The following is a 17507-nucleotide window of genomic DNA, read 5'->3' as shown; positions in this document are numbered from 1 at the left end:
ATAGAAAGCGGCTGGAATTTCACAGTCAGGCGGATACGACCCGCCGTGCATCCCTTCGCACGGCTTGAGGCGGTACACCAAATCCGCGGATAAACACTTCTCGCAGGTGCCGGCGATCTCTGAAGCCTGTCTCCCGGGCTACTACATCCAGGCTGTGCCGACTCTGCTCAATCATCAATCTGGCAGCTTCGAGGCGCAGGCTTTCCACGGCCTTCGCCGGTGATTGCCCCGTCTCGGCGGTGAATACGCGCGTGAATTGCCTGGGGCTCAGATGAACGACCTCAGCAAGTTCGTCCACGCTGATTGGACGGGTAAGGTGCTTACGGGCGTAATCCAGAGCCATCTGAATACGGTCAGACTTTGGTGAAAGCGACAGCAGCTCGGAGTGCTGTGATTGACCACCGGAGCGGCGCTGATGCATGACCAGCTTACGCGCCACCGACCGAGCCATCTCGGTGCCCAGATCCTTCTCGACCATGGCCAGCGCCATGTCCAGAGCGGCAGTCATACCTGCAGACGTCCATATTGGCCCATCCACGATGAAGATACGGTCTTCCTCGACTTCAATCCTCGGGTGCATCTCACGAAGCTTATTCGCATAGGCCCAATGCGTCGTTGCCCTCCGGTTATCGAGTACGCCTGCCTGCGCCAGCACGAAGCAGCCCGTGCATAGGCCTGCCGTGCGTCTCGCTCCATCCACAAAGCCACGCACGCTCGCCAACACGTCTTCACTTGGCGGTGTCAGAGGGGTCAATGTCCCCGTAATCATCCAAGTGTCGGCCAGGCCTGGAGCCCCCAGGGGAAGCGTATCCATATACATCCCGAGAGACGACCGCACGGTACCGCCCTCAATGGAAAAGTTCTGGATCTTGTAAGCCGTTTCACCGGCAACGATATTCGCGAACTCGAATACAGCTTGTGTCGCCAGTGACATGACCTGGAAACCTTCAGTGATGAGGTAGCCGACCCGGTGCATGGTTTGAAGCTCCAGTATGCGATGTCCTAAAAAAGTAGCATAAGCGTCGTTTAAGACAAGAGAACGTTCCCACATCATGACTCCACACCTAACCGCTGGAGCATGACCATGACGCAGGAATTCAAAGGCACCGCGCTCATCACGGGCGCTTCCACCGGGATCGGTTCGATCTATGCAGAGCAGCTTGCACGTCGCGGCTACGACCTGGTGCTGGTTGCACGCAACCGTGAGCGACTCAACGCCTTAGCCGGTCGGCTCACTACCGAGACCCAGCAGGCTGTGGAGGTATTCGCAGCAGACTTGGCTGATGCCGAGGGCCTGCGCCAGATGGAGCGTAAGCTGCAGGAAGACGCCAGCATCTCAATGCTGGTCAACAACGCAGGTGTTGGTACACATACCAGCTTGCTGGATAGCGATGTGGAGCGCATGGCTGAGATGATCAATCTCAACGTCACCGCCCTCACCCGCCTTACCTACGCTGCCATCCCAGGGTTCGTTGCTCGCCAGCATGGCGCGGTCATCAACATTTCGTCCGTCGTGAGCCTCGCGCCAGAGATGCTCAATGGCGTTTACGGCGCCAGCAAGGCGTATGTCACCGCCTTTACCCACTCTCTGCATAAAGAACTTGCGGACAAGGGCATCAAAATCCAGGCGGTACTGCCGGGCGCCACTGCAACCGACCTCTGGAAGATTGGCGGCTTACCCCTCGAGCACCTTGACCCCGGCATCGTGATGTCGGCCCAGGATCTGGTGACTGGCGCCTTGCAGGACTTCGACCGGGACGTATTGATCTCCCTACCGTCGTTACATGACCTGCAAGCGTTTCAGCGTTACGAAGCCAGCCGACAAGCCCTGTTCGGCCAGCTTTCCACGAGCCAACTCGCCCCGCGTTACAGCGCCAACTGACTACCCTCGAAGGACACCAATCATGAAACTGACCGCCAACACCATCTTTATCACGGGTGGTACCTCAGGCATTGGCCGTGCCCTTGCCGAAGCCTTTCATCAGCGTGGCAATAAGGTGATCGTAGCAGGCCGCCGGCAGGCACTGCTGGACGAGATCGCTCATGCGAACCCTGGCATCGACACGGTAAGACTGGATATCAACGATCCTCAGCAAATTGCACGGGTGGCCCAGGAGGTTATCCAGCGCCACCCCTCGCTGAATGTGATCATCAACAACGCCGGCATCATGCCGTTCGACAATCCAGCATCCGGTGATTATGACGATGCCCAGGCGATAAGCCTGCTGGAGACTAACCTACTCGGCCCAGTACGAGTCAGTGCTGCCTTCGTTGAGCATCTCAAGCGCCAGCCGGACGCCTACATCATCAATAACAGCTCGGTACTGGCCTATCTACCACTGGCAGCCACCGCACTTTATTCGGCGACCAAGGCAGCTATTCACTCCTACTCCCTGTCGCAGCGCTTCACCCTACGTGACACGAGCGTCAAAGTACTGGAAATCGCACCGCCATGGGTCGATACCGATTTGATCCACAAAAGCGGTGACGACCGTGCAATGCCGTTGGATGACTTCATCCAAGAAACGCTGGCCAAGCTCGAAACTGCTACGACCGAAGTCTTGGTAGACCGCGTGCTGCCGCTGCGTGCGAATCAAGGGGCTAACGAGCATGAGCTGATCAACCAGTTCAATCAGTCCGTGGTCGAGAACCCGATCCCGGTTGCTTGACCTGACACCGGTACAAATTTTTTTGAAGGAGTCCAGTCATGACGCGTATCAATGCTTTGCCTTTGGAACAGGCGCCCGCGGCAGCCCAGGCGGCCCTGCGAGGTGTAGAGAAAGGTTTGGGCTTTATCCCGAGTGCGTTCGCCACCCTCGCCCACTCGCCTGCAGCATTGGGCGGATACCTCGCGTTGTCCCAAGCGCTGAACAAGAACAGCCTCAGCCCCGCCGAGCGTGAAGTGGCGGCGCTGGCTGCATCTGAAGTAAATGGATGTGACTACTGCATCGCTGCGCACAGCTTTTTTGGGGGCAAAGTAGGGCTGGATGCCGATGCGCTGCTGGCGGCACGGGCAGGCACGCTCGATGGCGTTGCTGCATTCGCCAGGGCGGTGACAATTAGTCGAGGACAGGTCAGCGATGCCCAGCTAGCAGCTGCACGGGAAGCAGGGCTGGATGACGCGAAAATCGTCGATGTGATTGCTCAGGTTTCCCTGCTGACGCTAACCAACTACCTCAACAACGTGGCGATGACGGATATCGACTTCCCACCTGCCGGTAAGTGATGGACTGTGGGGCGCTTGGTCTAGTCATCAGCGCCTCTCGCTATTTTCATTGCAAGCGAGAAAGTCTTACTGCTTTTAGGCTGTTTTTAGAGTCAATCGAAGCGAATAGCCTATCCCCACTTTTGAATCTCATAGAGGTAGCGCCATGAAGGCTGTCGTTTACGCACAACCCGGATTACCTATTCAGGACGCTCAGTCTCTATATGACGCGGAGCTCCCCGAGCCAAAAATCGGCGCTCGTGACCTGCTTGTCGAAGTCCGGGCAATTGCCGTCAACCCGGTCGATACCAAAGTTCGGGCTAGCCGTGGTGGTGAGCACCCACAAGTTCTCGGCTGGGATGCTGTCGGTGTCGTCCGTGAAACTGGCCCAGAGGTAACCCTGTTCAGGCCAGGGGATGAAGTGTTCTACGCCGGTGCCATTGATCGACCAGGCAGCTATAGCGAGCTCCACGTGGTGGATGAGCGAATCGTCGGCCACAAGCCTAAGAGCGTGGACAACGCCAGTGCCTCCGCCCTGCCCCTCACGTCCATCACTGCCTGGGAGTTGCTGTTCGACCGTTTAGCCATAGAAGAAGATGGCGGCAAAGGTCAGAGCCTGCTGGTGGTCGGGGCTGCGGGCGGAGTGGGCTCGATCCTGGTACAGCTGGCAAGGAAGCTGACGCAGCTTACAGTCATAGGCACGGCCTCAAGGCCTGAGACTCAAGCTTGGGTGAAAGAGCTGGGAGCTCATCATGTAATCGATCACTCTGAGTCGATTCCGCTTCAGCTGCAAGAGCTCAAGTTGAACCCGATTGATTACGTGGTCAGCCTGACCCACACCGACACCTACCTTCCTCAATTGGTGGAGGTGCTTCGCCCGCAAGGTAAGCTCGCACTGATCGATGATCCGGCGCAACTGGATGTCATGCCGCTCAAGCGCAAATCGCTGTCACTGCACTGGGAGCTAATGTTCACCCGCTCGTTGTACAAAACCGAGGACATGATCAAGCAGCACCAGCTCCTCGAACGTGTTTCGCAGCTGGTCGATGAGGGGATTGTGAAAACAACTGTTGGGGAGCACTTCGGGAGCATTTGTGCCGGCAATCTCAAGCGTGCCCACGCCTTGATCGAAAGCGGCAAGGCCCGAGGCAAGATTGTCCTGGAAGGTTTCTGATCACGGCTCAAACAAAAGCCCGCGCGATAGCGCGGGCTTTTCCCCATGAGGGATGATCAGTTATCCAATTCGTCTTTGATGATCTTGCCATCGTGTGGGTCGACCTGGAATTCATACAGCTTGCCGTCAGATTTCATGCCTTCCCCTTCCCAATGTCCGTCATCGGCCTCGATCTTGGTGATTTGGGTGTATCCGGCGCCCTTCAAAGTGGCTTCAGCCTGATCTTTGGTAACCTTCCAATCAGCGCCAGGCTGGTCAGCCAATGCTGCAGAGCTTGCCAGTGCGCCAACCATGGCGAGGCCAGTGAACACTCGAGTCATCGCTTTCATCGCTAACGTCCTTTTCCGTGACAGTTAACGGTCTGACCAGCACCCTGATCTCACCGTTCAGTTTGTGTCGTGGCCAACACTGTGTCCGCATATACCCGTTCCCAGTTCCCAGTTCGCAGGAGGTAGCGAGGGATGATATTGATTGCTGGGCCACCGACAGGAACCAGTTATCTCGTTAGAATTACCTAGCCGAGACCGGGCTCTTCGCCAAATCCACTTTGCCTCCTCAGACTGGATCAGAGAATGCTATGACTGATGAAAAGAACGATGATCGCCCTGTTCACCAAGCAGCCTGCCACTGCGGGGCGGTGCGCTTCACCTTGCGATTGACCGATGGCTTGCGTACCGCGCGTAGGTGCAATTGCTCGCTCTGCCGCATGCGTGGTGCCGTGGCGGTATCGGCCAACCTGAGTGACATCACTGTCACTCAGGGGGAAGAGGCGCTCACCCTCTATCAGTTCAACACACGCGAAGCTAAACACTACTTCTGCTCCAAATGTGGCATCTACACCTTTCACCAGCGCCGCTCTAAGCCAGACCAGTACGGAGTCAACGTGGCCTGCGTCGAAGGCATGAGCCCCTTTGACTTCCCCGAGCTGCCTGTTTATGAAGGCCGGACTCACCCTAAAGACCGCGTAGGCGGAGGCTTAGAGGTTGCGGGATGGCTGCGATACGACAGCTCGGATGATACGGCTGACCTCGAGTAAGTAGATGACCCCGCACACTGTAGTGACGGTCTTCGGCTTGGAATGTCCTGAAATGATTAGCTCCCGTGCCGCAAGCGAAACGGTCTAGGCTGTCCTGATGGAGATGTAATCAGGAGGCAAGGATGCGACATCGCGGAGCAGTTTTTTGGGCTTGGGCAGACCCGACCCTGAAGCACCATTCTCACCAAGAGCAACTGGCAGATGGAGCACGGCTTGATGTCCAGGTCAGACTTTCCCGCACCGGCGACACGCAGCTGTTCTTAGGGGTCTATGAACAGTCAGGTTTGGCCCGAATTGAGGAGGCTTACGCGAAGCGGCCCGGTGAAACGACTACGCGGGCAATGGCATGGGGAGTCGGCAGAGGACGCGCACTTGCTGAAATGGGAGCGGGAAAAGCGGAGAAGCAAGTGCTTGTCCGCACTTGAAGAGGCTGAACACCATGGCAAATCAAATTGCCGAGCTGGATGCGTACCTCGAACTACTCGACCACATAGCCGACGAGCTTGAAAAGCAGGTTGGGACTTGCCCCACTACTCGACCCATGATGATCGCGTGGCTGACGGAGTGGATTCGAAGTCCTGATGCTCTGGGCGAAATCAGGCGTGAACTGCCTCGCCTGCCCCAGATATTGAAATGGGCATACAGTGAGTGGGCTCATCTAGAAGGCGGCCAGTAGGTTGCCGCCACCATACTGCTTGCGTAGGCCTCTTACGCTACTCGCCGTTCAACAGGCATTTGATTGGTGGCGAGGCACCTGGCGCGCCCTACACCCCAAGCCAATGCCCTGGTCATCGACTCGCCAGGCCGCGAGTCAAATGCCTCTTCATGAAGTGCCATCCCCGTCCCGGCATACACACCGATGAACAATTGGGTAGCGCCAGTGCGCGACAGCCGCACCTGGATGTCCATGGTCGTGCCGTCGTCCAGTGTCTCGTCGTGAGACCTGTGGTGGAGCGTTGGATCTGCCCATTTCCAAAACACATCACCGCGAATCCGCATGCCGACCTCCTACGACTTTAGTCTTATTTGTGGGGTGCTCTCACCATAGCGCAGCGAAGCGGTAACGCAATCCCCGGCGGGCGGATTATGGCTATTGATTATGACGAGATGTGTGGCTCGGGAGGACGAGCACAAGCGGCCTCCGAATGAACTTCCGCAGGCTTAAACGGCCCTCCATTCATATGGGAGGAAAAATGATGAATCAGATCCGAGAACGCCATTCCACCGTCATTTGTCTACAGGATGGAAAGGTCTTGATGGTGCGCAAGGAAGCACCGCAATGGTCTCTGCCAGGCGGAAAAATAGACCCAGGCGAAGATCACCTTGAGGCAGCCCAGCGAGAGCTCAGGGAGGAAACCACCCTGCCCTTCACGAACGCGGAATTCGTCCAGCACTACGTTTTCGAGACGGAAGAGCACTACCTGTATCAGATGCCAGTTCCAGATTCAGTGGTGCCGCATGCAGCCAGTGAAATTTTGGAATGCCAATGGTTCTGGCCACAGGAAATGCTCAAGGTCGATGTCAAACCCACCAACATTGCGTTGCTAAAGAATGTTGGACTGATCTCGGAGGATTGAACCCATAGCCGGGGAGCATCTTTGCCTTCGGCGCGAAACGCGACCTGGTTGGCGAGCTCCGTGAAACCGGATCGGGCTTGTTCAAAAAGTAGTGCGGGAGGGCAATCGGTGGAGATGTGGATCAATCTTTTGGAATGGCGAGCCATGGCTGTCACGGTACTGGCGGCGTGGTGCATAGGCTCGCGCCGGCCAGGAAGAAGAAAGCTTGGCTTCTGCTGCTTCATAGCCAGCAACCTGTGGTCGGTGTGGGGTGGCACGCAGGGGCCTGGGGCCTGATCGTACTGCAGGTAATCCTCTGTCTTATGAACCTGAGGGGCTGGAAAAAGAACACAGCGCTTGAGGTCAACTCCTGACCCCGTGGTCGTTTAGAGCCGACCTAGCAGGAACTGGCTTTCAGAGCTTCGGTAGCCGCTGGGGGAACAAGAAAGCGGCCTCCCGCATAAAAATCTCTACAGTCTTTGGGCCTATGCCTTCGAACCCCAGAAGCCACTGCTCGACTGCGGATGCGTCCACAATACCCGCCCTCAAGATCGTAAGTTGTCGAGGCAGCTCTTCGGAGAGCCTCATCCCAAGAACGTGCAGGCGCCTGGCGGTAGATTCGTCGTACCGCGCATAGCCCGCCTGACCCAGATACCTGACCAGGTCATGATGGGAGCAGCTAGCCAGCTTTTCTGGCGTATCCAGGCCGTACCGATCAACCAGGTTCCGATACGCCTCCACTGCGACTGAGGATCGAATCCTCTTCCCGATCAAAAAGCTCGCGAGCAACCACTTGTACAACCCGTGACCGCTCGCATCCCCGACCTCAATTCCAAGGTCAACAGCGGTGATAGGTGTCACCCTTTGGAACGCCTTGGGGCAGCAGAACGCGGGTAGGTACGTTCTTCTTCAATGGTGCCATCGGCCTTGTGAATCTTCACAGATGCGGTTTTGCCATCAAATAAGTCGGCCAGCGAGCTCACCAATTCATGCTTCGTCGCGTCCAGTTTCGAGGCGCTCTCCGCGCCGGCTTTTTTGAGTTTCCAGCCATCAGCGGTTTGGCTCAGGTGGTAGCTATCCATTGCCTTTCTCCTCTTGCCTAAATGGCTTCACCGTCGTCCTCGATGTCTTCCTCGGCCTCCGCTGAGTCCGTGGCATCGGCGTCATTCAAAGGCGGCGAGGTAGGTTTTTCAGGGTCGTTGATGTAGGGCACGCCGCTAGGGCCCTGCTCTTCAAGTCCTTCGGATTTTGGCTGCATGATGGATCCTCCTAACGACATGTAGGTTAGAGTTCATCTCGGTGACCATGTTCCCTTTTGGAGTGCTCGTTACGCTGAAACAGAATCTGGTGCGGCAAGACTTGCCTTCGAGACGCTCCTTTGCCACCCGGAGTCATTTTGACCATGAACTGTATCAATCAGCCTCACCCAAGCGCCTGCGGAGCAACTCATTGACGCTCATCGTCAATGCCTCAAGTGCGAAAGGTTTAGTCAGGACTGCCGTGTTGGGCTCCAGCTGGGCGTTATCCAAAACATTCGGCTGCGCGTACCCAGTCATGAACAAGACCGGAAGACCAGGCCTGGTGCCCCGGCCGGCATCGGCCATTTGCCTCCCGTCGATCCCTCCTGGAAGACCGATATCTGTCACAAGTAGATCAATGGGAGTATCCGACCGGAGTAATTGAAGGCCAGCAAGGCTATCGGCTGCCTCAATGACGATGTACCCGCAATTACCTAGCGCCTCGCTCACGAACATACGGACTGTAGGTTCGTCATCGACGACCAGCACGGTCTCGCCTGACGAGATCACTGCCAATTCAGGGAGTGGCTCGGCTCGAGCTCCAGCTTCGACCTCATTCGACTGGGTGGGCAGTTGAAGGAACACCCGGGCGCCACACCCCTCTTCTGACTCGATCCTAGCCTGGCCTCCCGATTGTTTGGCGAAGCCATAGATCATGGAAAGACCGAGCCCAGTGCCCGCTCCGACAGGTTTTGTCGTGAAGAAAGGTTCAAATGCTCGTGCAAGCGTCTCAGTGCTCATGCCGACTCCGTCATCGGCGACACAGATTGTGAAGTACGTTCCAGGCGCCAGCTCAGGATCCAGTTCCGAGCCCTGCTCCAGAATTTGGTTGTACGTCTTAATGGAGATCGACCCCTCGCGTTCCAATGCGTCGCGAGCGTTGATACAAAGGTTGAGCAGTGAATTCTCCACCTGGGCTGGGTCAACCAGGCAGGTACTCAATGTCGCATTCAGCTCTACTCTGAGCTGGATTGTCGGCCCTACTGTTCGACTAATCAGCTCCTCCATATCGCTGATGAGATTGTTCACATTGGTATGAACAGGCATCAGCGTTTGGCGACGAGAGAAGGCCAAGAGTCGGTGAGTGAGGGATGCCGCTCGTTGGGCGGCCCCGTGAGCTACCGTCAGGTAGCGTTCTACGTCAGCAATGCGCCCCTGCTTCATACGAAGCTTGATCAAATCCAAGCTTCCTGTGATCCCAGCCAGCAGGTTGTTGAAGTCGTGGGCGATGCCTCCAGTCAGTTGCCCAACCGCCTCCATCTTCTGCGATTGGCGGAGCGCTGCTTGCACAGCTTCCCGTTCGGCAACGGCTTCCTCAATTCGTGCTTCCAACGTACGATTGAGCTCCAAAAGCTCTGACTCAGCATTTTTTCGCGCGGTCACATCAATAGACGAGCCGATCAACCCCATTACTTGGCCGGAGTCGTCGCAAAGAGGCGCTTTGAGCGAAAGCCAGTAAGTGGCGCTGCCATCCGGCATGTCGACGCGTTCTTCAATCTGAACAGCCTTTCCGCTCTGCATGATGCGCTGATCGGTTTCCATGATCTGACGGGCCTGGGCCTTGTCTTCCAGAACTTCCAGGTCGGTCTTGCCAAGGTAAAACTCAGGTGGCTTACCAATTAGCTGCGTGGCTCCATGGTTCGCGACCAGCAGTCTTCCTTCCAGGTCTTTGGCATAGACAACGCCAGGTACTGCCGCGGCAAAAGTGCGGAGTAAGGCTGACATTCTGTCACGCTCGGCCTCGGCAGTGCGCCGTGACTCGATGTCCATGAGCACTCCAGGAAAGCGCACAGCAAGGCCTTCCGAATTGAGCTCGGCACGGCCATTGGCCTCGACCCACCTGTAGTCGCCGTTGTGTTGCCGCACCCGGTACTCACACCGATAAGCGCCACCACGACGCATGGCCTCCTGGATGTCAGCAGAGACTCGATCACGGTCATCAGGGTGTATGGAGGAGAACGCTTCTTCGATAGGAATGCCAGTCATGCATTTATCCGCCGGCAAACCGAAAGATCTCGAGAATCGCTCATCAGCGGTCACACGGTTATCTGGAATATCCCACACCCACGTGCCGATGATAGCGCCAGCGTCGAGCGCCAATTGCAGTCGCTCAGAAGCGGTCGTCGGAAACACCTGCTCCTGATTGGGTGATGCCAGAGCATCAAAGGTGCCTGGGTTGCCAGGGCCTTCGCGATCCATAAATTGCCTCTTGCATCCGGCTGATTGAGCGCTGCGGCGAAACTGCGAGGGGAACAAATTCCACGTCGCCAGCTTAGGTGTCAGCTTGCTTAGTGACCGCTTATGCAGTCTGGGGAACTGCTCAGATCCTTGAGCAGACTGTTGAGGATGTCTTGCTCGCGCGGCCCAGAGTGCGAATCAAGAAAAACCAGATCCTGGCAACTCCCGTGATCACTGGAAACCCCAAATACGAACTCACAGCCTGTGCTTACAGCAAGCTCCTGCGCAAAGCGTATCAGGCGGTTAGCCTGCCCGATGCCATAGCCTTCCAAGGGTAGGTTCAGCCCTATGTCCCAACCGGGCAGATCACTCTCCGATTGGCCCTCGTCACGTCCGTGTTTTTGGTTGACAAGGAACGCGCCCTGTTCAGACCACTCGCTGGCGAGACCAAGGAACGCAGTTACGAGCTCGGCCTCCACGGCATCGTTATCGCTGCCATCTACGTACAGGTAAAACATTTGGTGAGTCATCCGAGTGCAATCAGTACATCGATGATAGCGCCAGCAGTTTCACATGGTAAGCAAAGCCTCTTCGCCAGCGCAGATCGGAAACTGAACCGATGGTGCTGCAGGCAGGGATGCAAGGGAATGACTGCATCATTGCAGAGGGCGCCGGCTTCTTCCTCGACACGCGTCTCTCCGGGGTTGGTACATCCGGTTGCCTGGCCCGGTTCATCTATGGAAGAAAATCGTAGTTGATCATCCCTTCGGAGCAGCGCAGATAAAGTCGTTTGCTTGAAAATACGGCAGGAGTACATTTGTACTCTTTTGCTACATCTCGACTTCGGGCTTACCGGCTTTTGCCTGATCATTGGTTTCAATTGCGGCGCGGAGTGCTTCTAGCTCTGCGTCAGACTGTGCGAGTTGGGCCTTCAGTTCCTCTGCCCTTTGCTGTGCTGCTGTCTCAGCCTGCTGGGCCTCAGTAGCCTCTTTGCTCTTGGTCTCGAGCTGTTGTGCGAGCAACTCTTTGGCACCTTCTGCTCGCGCAGTCGCCGCGTTGGCAATGCCCAGGTCACCCCTCAGATGCTCAATCGCATCACGGTGTTGGTTGGTCTCCTTGGCGTGCTGGCGGTTCTCAGCGATTAAGCGCTCGTTGTCCCGGATCATTCGGGTGGCCTCCTCCTGCTTAACCATCAGCGTCTGCTGGAGAAGGGTCACCTCTTGCTGCATCTGGTAGATCTGAGTCTCGTGACGGTTTAGATCCTGGTCGCGCTGTTCTTTCACTGCCATCCGGTAGTGCTCGAGTGCTTCTCTGGCATGCGTGTGCTTCTCCTCCAGAGATTCGATCTGAGCGTCCTTCTCTTGCACGCGAATCTCAAGGTCGCTGCAGTTCTGACTAATCCGAGCGTTTCGAGTGATCTCAGTTTGAAGGCTGGACTGAACGATTTTGAATTCTTCGTTCTGAGCCTGCAGGGCTGACTGCAGCTTGGCGATCTCCAACTGCGATTGCTCAAGCTTGTTTTGAAGTGTACTGCTCTCAGCTTTCATCGCTTTGCGATCAAGCTCAAATGCGGCTCGTTCATGCGCCAACGCTTCGTTCCCCTCCTCCATCAAGCGTTCAAGCATCTTGCCCACCATCTCCGTGAGCTCATCACTTAGTCGTGAAGGCGAAGCCGATGGTCGGGGGTCGTACGACTCAATTTCCTTCAAATAGCGCTGAATTGTTGTCTTTGAGCCGGTATTTCCGAGCTCGATGCGTATAGCGTCAATGCTAGGGTTTTGCCCTCTGGACAGCAGTGCATCTCGCGCCTTGCGCACCAATGCCAGGTTAATGCCGCCTCTAGCCATGTCAGCTCCTACGATTTCGTACTGTTTTACGTTTCATGTAATTGCGTGCCACATTATCACAATTTATAGGTCTGAACCCCTTCATTATTCGCAAGACATAATTGAGGATTATCGCTTGTCAAGGCCATGGTCGTGGGTAAAATGAGCCGAAAGCCGATACAAACGGCAAAACAGAGCCACCGAGTGCTGGAATTGGAGGATTACGTGGTTGAGCGGGCCAGCAAGGCAGATAAGTACTTGGAGGCGAGCGTTCGAGAGAACACCTCGAAGAGCTATGCAGCTGCTCTCTCCCACTTTGAGGTGACATGGGGCGGCTATCTGCCCACCACCACCGAGTCAGTTGTGAGGTACATCGCTGAATACGCTGACCAGCTGGCGCTCAGTACCCTTAAGCAGCGTCTGGCTGCTCTCGCCAGCTGGCATCAGAGCAACGGGTTCCCAGATCCGACCAAGGCACCGAAGGTCAGGCAGTTGCTCAAAGGCATCAGGGCGCTTCACCCCGTTCAGCAAAAGCAAGCCGCCCCGCTAGCGTTGCTACATCTTGAGAAGGCAGTCGCGCATCTTGAGGATGAGGCTGCTCAGGCAAGAGCCACCGGCAACATGGCCGCTCTCCTCAGGGCGAGCCGCGACACAGCCCTGCTTACCGTCGGGTTCTGGAGAGGTTTCCGCGGGGATGAACTTGCCAGGCTAACGATCGAAAACACGCATGTTGAGCGCTACGTCGGGATTAGATTTTACCTGGGGTCTAGCAAGGGAGATCGGCAGAACATCGGGCGCGAGTACAAAACCCCATCGCTGAGCAAGCTTTGCCCGGTCGAGGCTTATCTGAACTGGATCGAGGCTGCTGGCCTTACCCGCGGAAGTGTGTTCAGAGGTATTGATCGCTGGGGCAACATCAGCGAGAGACCGCTTGCAGCCCATAGCCTGATACCTCTGCTTCGCGACACACTTGAGCGCTGTGGCCTACCCTCCCAGATCTACAGTGCTCACTCGATCCGACGCGGGTTTGCTACGTGGGCAGCAAGCTCAGGATGGGACATCAAGACGCTCATGGAGTACGTGGGATGGAGCGACATGAAATCAGCACTTCGCTATGTGGAGCCGGCTCAGCAGTTTGGTGGACTCATCAGGAAGCTGGAGGGATGAGCAGTAAAGCTCGCCATACCGTGAAGTGCTGCCCATACCTTGACCGTTCCAGCGCTGCTCCGCTTCTCATAAATCCCATGCTGTACGGATGAGGTTGGACTTCCATCAGGCCTGTTTCGCTTGCCGCTGACGCTGCCGAAACCGCTTGATGAAATCAGCATCCACCAGCTCGTCCACAGCCAAATCAAGTCCACAGTTCACAAGCGACGCCAGGCTGCTGTCAGAGAGCGCGAAGCTGTTAGGTATAAACCCACACTCCCGCACCCGGTTGTCATCGATACGAGCCAGAAAAGCTCTCACAAAATCTGAGCGGCCCGACTTCCTGCTCGCTGTGGCGGCTTCGGTAGCCGGATCGTTGGCAGTCACCTCTGCCACATCTGCATCGCTACCAATAGCACTGATCACATCGCACAAAGGTGGCCAGTATTTGAAATCGTACTGGTAATGAATGCGCTCCAGGTCTTCCTTCACATAGCTCTCGTAGAGGTAATTGTGCACCGACGCTTCGTGCACGATATCCAAGATATGGTGATGAGTGTTGGAGCCGAAGCCTGAGTAGTTATGAAGCTCATCACGCCGCTCCAGCAGCGTAGCCAGTTGATCGGCGAGCTCACTGATCCGCGCATTGACTCCTATCAGTTCTTCACGCGCCTGCCGGGCTGCACGATTCTTCGCAGGATTCCAGCCGTCAGCGGCATGGACGAAAGCATCCCAGAAGACATAAAGCGCTCGTGGCTTTGTGGCCAGCGAGGTAAACACCTCTTCATACACCTCAACCAGCTCGATACGACGCTTGAGCATGCTATGGATGATGGTCTGGACATTAGGCCAAATGCTTTTGGCCTGGAGGTCTTCCATCATCCCGCGAAGAAGGGTTTCGCAGTGTTCGACAGCCTCAGTGGATGTGTAGGACATTCGGGTTCACCTGTTTGTAGAAAGTGCACCTAGGCTATCGATTCCAGCGAAAGCGCTCGGTACCTATTGGAAATTCTTTCAATCACCAATAGGTACGTGCCCAGTGAATACCAGTTCGACTGGTTATTTTGAGATATCTTTAGTCCATGAGCCGCCAGTGTCGGTAGCGCTCCAGCGTGATGAGGCGCTCCGCTCCAGGCTGTGGCGTAAGGCATCAGGGCCCAAAAGAAGCAAGGTCTTGTGTTGATTCTCAGCGCTGGGTTTCTGACCTTGCGTCCAATATGACCAGCAATTGAAGTAAGGCTTTTCTCTATCCTCGACGATATCAGGTCGCAAGCGCACGATATCCGAAGGGGTGGGATGGGCCCTTTCCGTGGCTCGGGTGGGAATGGCATCGTTCAGTTGGGCCAGAAACTCCTTGGGAATCAGACGCTGGCCGCTACCACCGTCCTCCTTGAGAACCTCTAAGAGATCGCCGTACATATCACCTAGATAATCTCGAATCCGATAGCCTGCAAGGACATCGAAACGGAAGAAGCCCCGGGCCTTCCCTCTGGCGGTAAGCGTAAGCACGAAGGGCGTGTCCCGCGTCGAGAACAGGCAATCGAAACTCGCTGCTCCTGTTTTCACCAAAAACTGCTGCATATCACTGCCGATCGAGATCATGCTGCGGTGAAGCAGTTTAAGTGATGTCATTTCCATGTGATGAGCTCCTTGATCAAGAGCCCATGATGATGGAGAGGCGTGACGAGATGGACAAGTAGTTGCAGGCATTCTCGCTCGACATGTCCTCACCTCTGGATGACGGTTGCCGGTCAGAAATCGGTCTCCAAGATGAAGGACGGCTTCCCTTCCGGCATAGGCTCATCATCCACCTGGTATCTGACCTCACGAATCGCGTGATACACCAAAGTGTTGCGGACATATTCGATGCCGGGCTCCTCTACTCCTTTGATGCCGTAGCTCTCCTGTAATCGTCCCCAGGAAGCCGTAGGGGCGCAGGCTACATGCGAGAACAGGACGATGTTACTTCCCGCACTCTGTTGCACCGACTTGAAGATCACTCCATCAATTCTTGGCTTGCAGCAGGTTGCCAAGTATTCAGCTATCACCTGGGTGACAAGATAATCACGTTCAGCGCCAGGCAGCACCGGCACAGTGATCTCATTGTGCAGATACTTAAGGAACTCCCGGCGTCCGGTCTTGGCGTGATGCTTCGGATCAAAGAAGCTCGGGACTGGGCCAAGATCTGCCTTCTCGAAGCGTCCGAAATCCAGCACCCTCACCATCCTCTTCAGCCTGAATTCACCGCTGACAACAGTTCCGCCAACAGGGGGGCGCAATTCAGCGATGCACGTTTTACGTTCAAATGCCCCGTAGAATGCCGGAACGCCAGCTGGGTTCATCCTCCCGTCTCCGGCTCTCTCTTTCGGAGGAACCCCTAGATTTCGCGCAGGATTGGCTGTGATCCCACCAACCTCCTCAGACGTCATACAGGTGCGAGCACGGTAGATGGTTGGTGACTCTTGAGGTGTAAGCAACCGCACCACAGCATGTTCGTCGGAAGAGGCTGAGTACTTGTCCAGACCTTTGAAAATCCAATCTAAGAACGTCTTGGCGCGATCGTTGAAGAATCGTTGCCCATGCTTCATCCCCTCCTGGAACTCGAACCACTGGAGTCCGATGTCATCCAGTCTATAAGCTCGCTTGGAGTAGTTGGTGTCCATATGGTAGCCGTCTAGACCATTACATACGGCTTCCACGATCGGCTCAACATTGTCGCAGCCAAAGATCGCGCTAACCCAAGTGTCAAGGCTGTCACCCTCCTGACTATCGCCCCAATCAGCCCATCTACGATGATACTCGCCCTCTATGACGTAGCTATCAAGGATGCCCTCGACGAGGGAAACGACGGTGGACAACGGTATGCATTTTCGAGTGCCGCTGCAGAGGTGGCAGACGGCGGGCTTCCCGGTACGCTTGATCTTGCCGGCTAGATAGGCATCCTGAACACACTTGTAGCAGACCTGTTCCCCATAAGTATTCGACGCCACGCGGTTCCTCTCTTGTCCATATGCCCCGTCGCGACAACGGGATGCCAGCCTCTTCAGATGCTGGCCATGATCGCCGAAAAAGCGCTCGGTACCAAACCTGGGGAAGCTGATGCCGCAGCTTTTGGGCATGGTGCCGAGGGGGGCTTGAGGTGGACAACCGTGCGCGGAGACGCCACGTCTTCCCATCGTCCCCCTAAGCCCCCTTTGGGGATAGGCGATGTAGCGGCATCCCATGTACCCTGCAAGCCGGGAAAGATCACAAGATTGCTCATTTTGTAGACAGAGAAATATGGAAAGGACATGGGCAATCATGAATCAGGTGAATGTGAATGGTCGAGGCGAGCATGAGTCATGAGTGAACTACCTAAAGAAGCAGCTCCGCATGACCTGCCCTTGTGCCCGAATCGCCTGATTGTCGCTGTTGATGCAGTACGGGGTTCGGGCTTTGCCCTAGAGTTGCTGCGCGAGCACCTGCGCCTCCGTGCATCAGCTAAGCTGATCTTCTCCGAGCACGCCGACTGCTATTTTCTGCAGCTAGACGACATCGATCGCTATCAAAACTCGAGAGTTGGAATGCTCGATGCGATGTCGACAATGCCTTTTCGCTCGAGCGAAATTCTCAGGAAAGAGATATCCACATGGGCACCTTCGGATATCGCCAGGGTTGTAGAGACTGAAGGACTGAGGGCGCTGACTGAGCTCGGCTTAGTCTCTCCAGCAGCCTAAGTGCCGCTCTCGGAAAAGGCGCAGCCTCTGAGAATGATTAGCCCTGATGCAGACCCCATCGGTTCATCGCGCACCTAGTGGGGATTGTCAGCGTAAGGCGTATTGGTTGGCTGTGGCGGTTGTAGCCCGGGTAACCATCGCTCCACCATACCGGGCGCCTCTCCACTAAAGCCACTTCAACTGCACCTACTTGCAATCGAGCAGCTTGAAGCTGCTTGCATCATCCGAGGCCTTCGCGCTCTTCACGGCTCGCCGTGCCTCTTTGAGGTGATGTACCAGGCGCTGCCCACCGTGTAGCGGCAGATTGAGAGCAAAAGGTTTCAAAGGTTGAGCGATGACAGTGGTTGCATTGGTAGATCACGGTGTACCGTC

General features: G+C 55.9%; 21 protein-coding genes and 1 pseudogene. 10 read left to right on the top strand and 12 right to left on the bottom strand.

The window, feature by feature from the left end; translation table 11 throughout:
• Window positions 1-25 precede the first annotated feature (25 nt).
• Window positions 26-976, bottom strand: a complete 951-nt coding sequence (locus tag V7787_RS21940) for a GlxA family transcriptional regulator (protein WP_336089582.1) — start codon at window positions 974-976, stop codon at window positions 26-28.
• Window positions 977-1084: 108 nt separating this feature from the next.
• On the opposite strand from V7787_RS21940, the gene V7787_RS21935 reads away from it, so the two are divergent.
• The 4 genes from V7787_RS21935 (at window position 1085) to V7787_RS21920 (ending at window position 4379) form a co-directional block, all read left to right on the top strand.
• Complete coding sequence (locus V7787_RS21935) at window positions 1085-1882, top strand: SDR family NAD(P)-dependent oxidoreductase (RefSeq protein ID WP_336089555.1); 798 nt, start codon at window positions 1085-1087, stop codon at window positions 1880-1882.
• A gap of 22 nt (window positions 1883-1904) precedes the next feature.
• Entirely contained in the window at window positions 1905-2669 is a 765-nt protein-coding gene (locus V7787_RS21930) for an SDR family oxidoreductase (protein WP_336089554.1), read from the top strand.
• A gap of 38 nt (window positions 2670-2707) precedes the next feature.
• Entirely contained in the window at window positions 2708-3226 is a 519-nt protein-coding gene (locus V7787_RS21925) for a carboxymuconolactone decarboxylase family protein (protein ID WP_336089553.1), read from the top strand.
• 145 nt (window positions 3227-3371) lie between these two features.
• Window positions 3372-4379 carry a zinc-binding alcohol dehydrogenase family protein gene (locus tag V7787_RS21920; RefSeq protein ID WP_336089552.1) on the top strand — a complete coding sequence of 336 codons (1008 nt, stop codon included), beginning with the start codon at window positions 3372-3374 and terminating at the stop codon, window positions 4377-4379.
• Between the two features lie 56 nt (window positions 4380-4435).
• On the opposite strand, the gene V7787_RS21915 is transcribed toward V7787_RS21920, so the two are convergent.
• Window positions 4436-4708, bottom strand: a complete 273-nt coding sequence (locus tag V7787_RS21915) for a PepSY domain-containing protein (protein WP_336089551.1) — start codon at window positions 4706-4708, stop codon at window positions 4436-4438.
• A 248-nt stretch (window positions 4709-4956) separates the two neighbouring features.
• Here V7787_RS21915 and V7787_RS21910 point away from each other — a divergent pair, with 248 nt between their 5' ends.
• The gene (locus V7787_RS21910) at window positions 4957-5415 is read left to right on the top strand and encodes a GFA family protein (RefSeq protein WP_336089550.1); all 459 of its coding nucleotides are present in this window, start codon (window positions 4957-4959) and stop codon (window positions 5413-5415) included.
• 122 nt (window positions 5416-5537) lie between these two features.
• A complete protein-coding gene (locus tag V7787_RS21905; protein WP_336089549.1) occupies window positions 5538-5840 on the top strand; it encodes a hypothetical protein in 303 nt (100 codons plus the stop codon).
• A gap of 283 nt (window positions 5841-6123) precedes the next feature.
• Here the strand turns inward: V7787_RS21905 and V7787_RS21900 are convergent, their stop codons facing one another.
• A complete protein-coding gene (locus V7787_RS21900; RefSeq protein ID WP_336089548.1) occupies window positions 6124-6414 on the bottom strand; it encodes a hypothetical protein in 291 nt (96 codons plus the stop codon).
• A gap of 197 nt (window positions 6415-6611) precedes the next feature.
• On the opposite strand from V7787_RS21900, the gene V7787_RS21895 reads away from it, so the two are divergent.
• Both V7787_RS21895 and V7787_RS21890 read left to right on the top strand, forming a co-directional pair.
• Window positions 6612-6992: an NUDIX domain-containing protein gene (locus V7787_RS21895; protein WP_336089547.1), complete on the top strand. Its 381-nt coding sequence runs from the start codon at window positions 6612-6614 to the stop codon at window positions 6990-6992.
• A gap of 108 nt (window positions 6993-7100) precedes the next feature.
• Window positions 7101-7345: pseudogene (locus V7787_RS21890) on the top strand (hypothetical protein).
• Between the two features lie 40 nt (window positions 7346-7385).
• Here the strand turns inward: V7787_RS21890 and V7787_RS21885 are convergent.
• From V7787_RS21885 to V7787_RS21860, 6 genes are all read right to left on the bottom strand, one after another.
• Window positions 7386-7832 carry a DNA methylase gene (locus V7787_RS21885; protein WP_336089546.1) on the bottom strand — a complete coding sequence of 149 codons (447 nt, stop codon included), beginning with the start codon at window positions 7830-7832 and terminating at the stop codon, window positions 7386-7388.
• Window positions 7829-8053, bottom strand: a complete 225-nt coding sequence (locus V7787_RS21880) for a DUF2188 domain-containing protein (protein WP_336089545.1) — start codon at window positions 8051-8053, stop codon at window positions 7829-7831. Before V7787_RS21880 ends, V7787_RS21885 begins: the two co-directional genes overlap by 4 nt.
• A gap of 17 nt (window positions 8054-8070) precedes the next feature.
• Window positions 8071-8229, bottom strand: a complete 159-nt coding sequence (locus V7787_RS21875; protein WP_336089544.1) for a hypothetical protein — start codon at window positions 8227-8229, stop codon at window positions 8071-8073.
• Between the two features lie 154 nt (window positions 8230-8383).
• Entirely contained in the window at window positions 8384-10468 is a 2085-nt protein-coding gene (locus tag V7787_RS21870) for a hybrid sensor histidine kinase/response regulator (protein ID WP_336089543.1), read from the bottom strand.
• Window positions 10469-10557: 89 nt separating this feature from the next.
• Complete coding sequence (locus V7787_RS21865) at window positions 10558-10965, bottom strand: hypothetical protein (RefSeq protein ID WP_336089542.1); 408 nt, start codon at window positions 10963-10965, stop codon at window positions 10558-10560.
• A 312-nt stretch (window positions 10966-11277) separates the two neighbouring features.
• Window positions 11278-12294, bottom strand: coding sequence for a DNA-binding protein (locus V7787_RS21860; protein ID WP_336089541.1), 1017 nt, complete (start codon window positions 12292-12294; stop codon window positions 11278-11280).
• 183 nt (window positions 12295-12477) lie between these two features.
• Between V7787_RS21860 and V7787_RS21855 the strand changes: the two genes are divergently transcribed.
• Window positions 12478-13440 carry a tyrosine-type recombinase/integrase gene (locus V7787_RS21855; protein WP_336089540.1) on the top strand — a complete coding sequence of 321 codons (963 nt, stop codon included), beginning with the start codon at window positions 12478-12480 and terminating at the stop codon, window positions 13438-13440.
• A gap of 105 nt (window positions 13441-13545) precedes the next feature.
• Here V7787_RS21855 and V7787_RS21850 read toward each other — a convergent pair whose 3' ends face one another.
• The 3 genes from V7787_RS21850 to V7787_RS21840 form a co-directional block, all read right to left on the bottom strand.
• On the bottom strand, window positions 13546-14355 hold the full coding sequence (locus V7787_RS21850; protein ID WP_336089539.1) for a hypothetical protein: 810 nt from the start codon (window positions 14353-14355) through the stop codon (window positions 13546-13548).
• 123 nt (window positions 14356-14478) lie between these two features.
• Window positions 14479-15057 (bottom strand): DUF6037 family protein, encoded by a 579-nt coding sequence (locus V7787_RS21845; protein ID WP_336089538.1) that lies wholly within the window; start codon window positions 15055-15057, stop codon window positions 14479-14481.
• Between the two features lie 113 nt (window positions 15058-15170).
• A complete protein-coding gene (locus V7787_RS21840; RefSeq protein ID WP_336089537.1) occupies window positions 15171-16409 on the bottom strand; it encodes an RES family NAD+ phosphorylase in 1239 nt (412 codons plus the stop codon).
• Window positions 16410-16760: 351 nt separating this feature from the next.
• On the opposite strand from V7787_RS21840, the gene V7787_RS21835 reads away from it, so the two are divergent.
• On the top strand, window positions 16761-17135 hold the full coding sequence (locus tag V7787_RS21835) for a hypothetical protein (protein ID WP_336089536.1): 375 nt from the start codon (window positions 16761-16763) through the stop codon (window positions 17133-17135).
• Window positions 17136-17507 lie beyond the last annotated feature (372 nt).

It is taken from the genome of Pseudomonas sp. CGJS7, from assembly GCF_036961695.1.
Note: the sequence above shows the minus strand (reverse complement) of the source record. Positions and strands in the feature narration are given on the sequence as shown.

Bases quoted from the DNA above. Each gene is read 5' to 3' on its own strand.
- V7787_RS21940 (WP_336089582.1), bottom strand. From the start codon at position 976: ATGCACCGGGTCGGCTACCTCATCACTGAAGGTTTCCAGGTCATGTCA.
- V7787_RS21935 (WP_336089555.1), top strand. From the start codon at position 1,085: ATGACGCAGGAATTCAAAGGCACCGCGCTCATCACGGGCGCTTCCACC.
- V7787_RS21930 (WP_336089554.1), top strand. From the start codon at position 1,905: ATGAAACTGACCGCCAACACCATCTTTATCACGGGTGGTACCTCAGGC.
- V7787_RS21925 (WP_336089553.1), top strand. From the start codon at position 2,708: ATGACGCGTATCAATGCTTTGCCTTTGGAACAGGCGCCCGCGGCAGCC.
- V7787_RS21920 (WP_336089552.1), top strand. From the start codon at position 3,372: ATGAAGGCTGTCGTTTACGCACAACCCGGATTACCTATTCAGGACGCT.
- V7787_RS21915 (WP_336089551.1), bottom strand. From the start codon at position 4,708: ATGAAAGCGATGACTCGAGTGTTCACTGGCCTCGCCATGGTTGGCGCA.
- V7787_RS21910 (WP_336089550.1), top strand. From the start codon at position 4,957: ATGACTGATGAAAAGAACGATGATCGCCCTGTTCACCAAGCAGCCTGC.
- V7787_RS21905 (WP_336089549.1), top strand. From the start codon at position 5,538: ATGCGACATCGCGGAGCAGTTTTTTGGGCTTGGGCAGACCCGACCCTG.
- V7787_RS21900 (WP_336089548.1), bottom strand. From the start codon at position 6,414: ATGCGGATTCGCGGTGATGTGTTTTGGAAATGGGCAGATCCAACGCTC.
- V7787_RS21895 (WP_336089547.1), top strand. From the start codon at position 6,612: ATGAATCAGATCCGAGAACGCCATTCCACCGTCATTTGTCTACAGGAT.
- V7787_RS21880 (WP_336089545.1), bottom strand. From the start codon at position 8,053: ATGGATAGCTACCACCTGAGCCAAACCGCTGATGGCTGGAAACTCAAA.
- V7787_RS21875 (WP_336089544.1), bottom strand. From the start codon at position 8,229: ATGCAGCCAAAATCCGAAGGACTTGAAGAGCAGGGCCCTAGCGGCGTG.
- V7787_RS21870 (WP_336089543.1), bottom strand. From the start codon at position 10,468: ATGGATCGCGAAGGCCCTGGCAACCCAGGCACCTTTGATGCTCTGGCA.
- V7787_RS21865 (WP_336089542.1), bottom strand. From the start codon at position 10,965: ATGTTTTACCTGTACGTAGATGGCAGCGATAACGATGCCGTGGAGGCC.
- V7787_RS21860 (WP_336089541.1), bottom strand. From the start codon at position 12,294: ATGGCTAGAGGCGGCATTAACCTGGCATTGGTGCGCAAGGCGCGAGAT.
- V7787_RS21850 (WP_336089539.1), bottom strand. From the start codon at position 14,355: ATGTCCTACACATCCACTGAGGCTGTCGAACACTGCGAAACCCTTCTT.
- V7787_RS21845 (WP_336089538.1), bottom strand. From the start codon at position 15,057: ATGGAAATGACATCACTTAAACTGCTTCACCGCAGCATGATCTCGATC.
- V7787_RS21835 (WP_336089536.1), top strand. From the start codon at position 16,761: ATGAGTGAACTACCTAAAGAAGCAGCTCCGCATGACCTGCCCTTGTGC.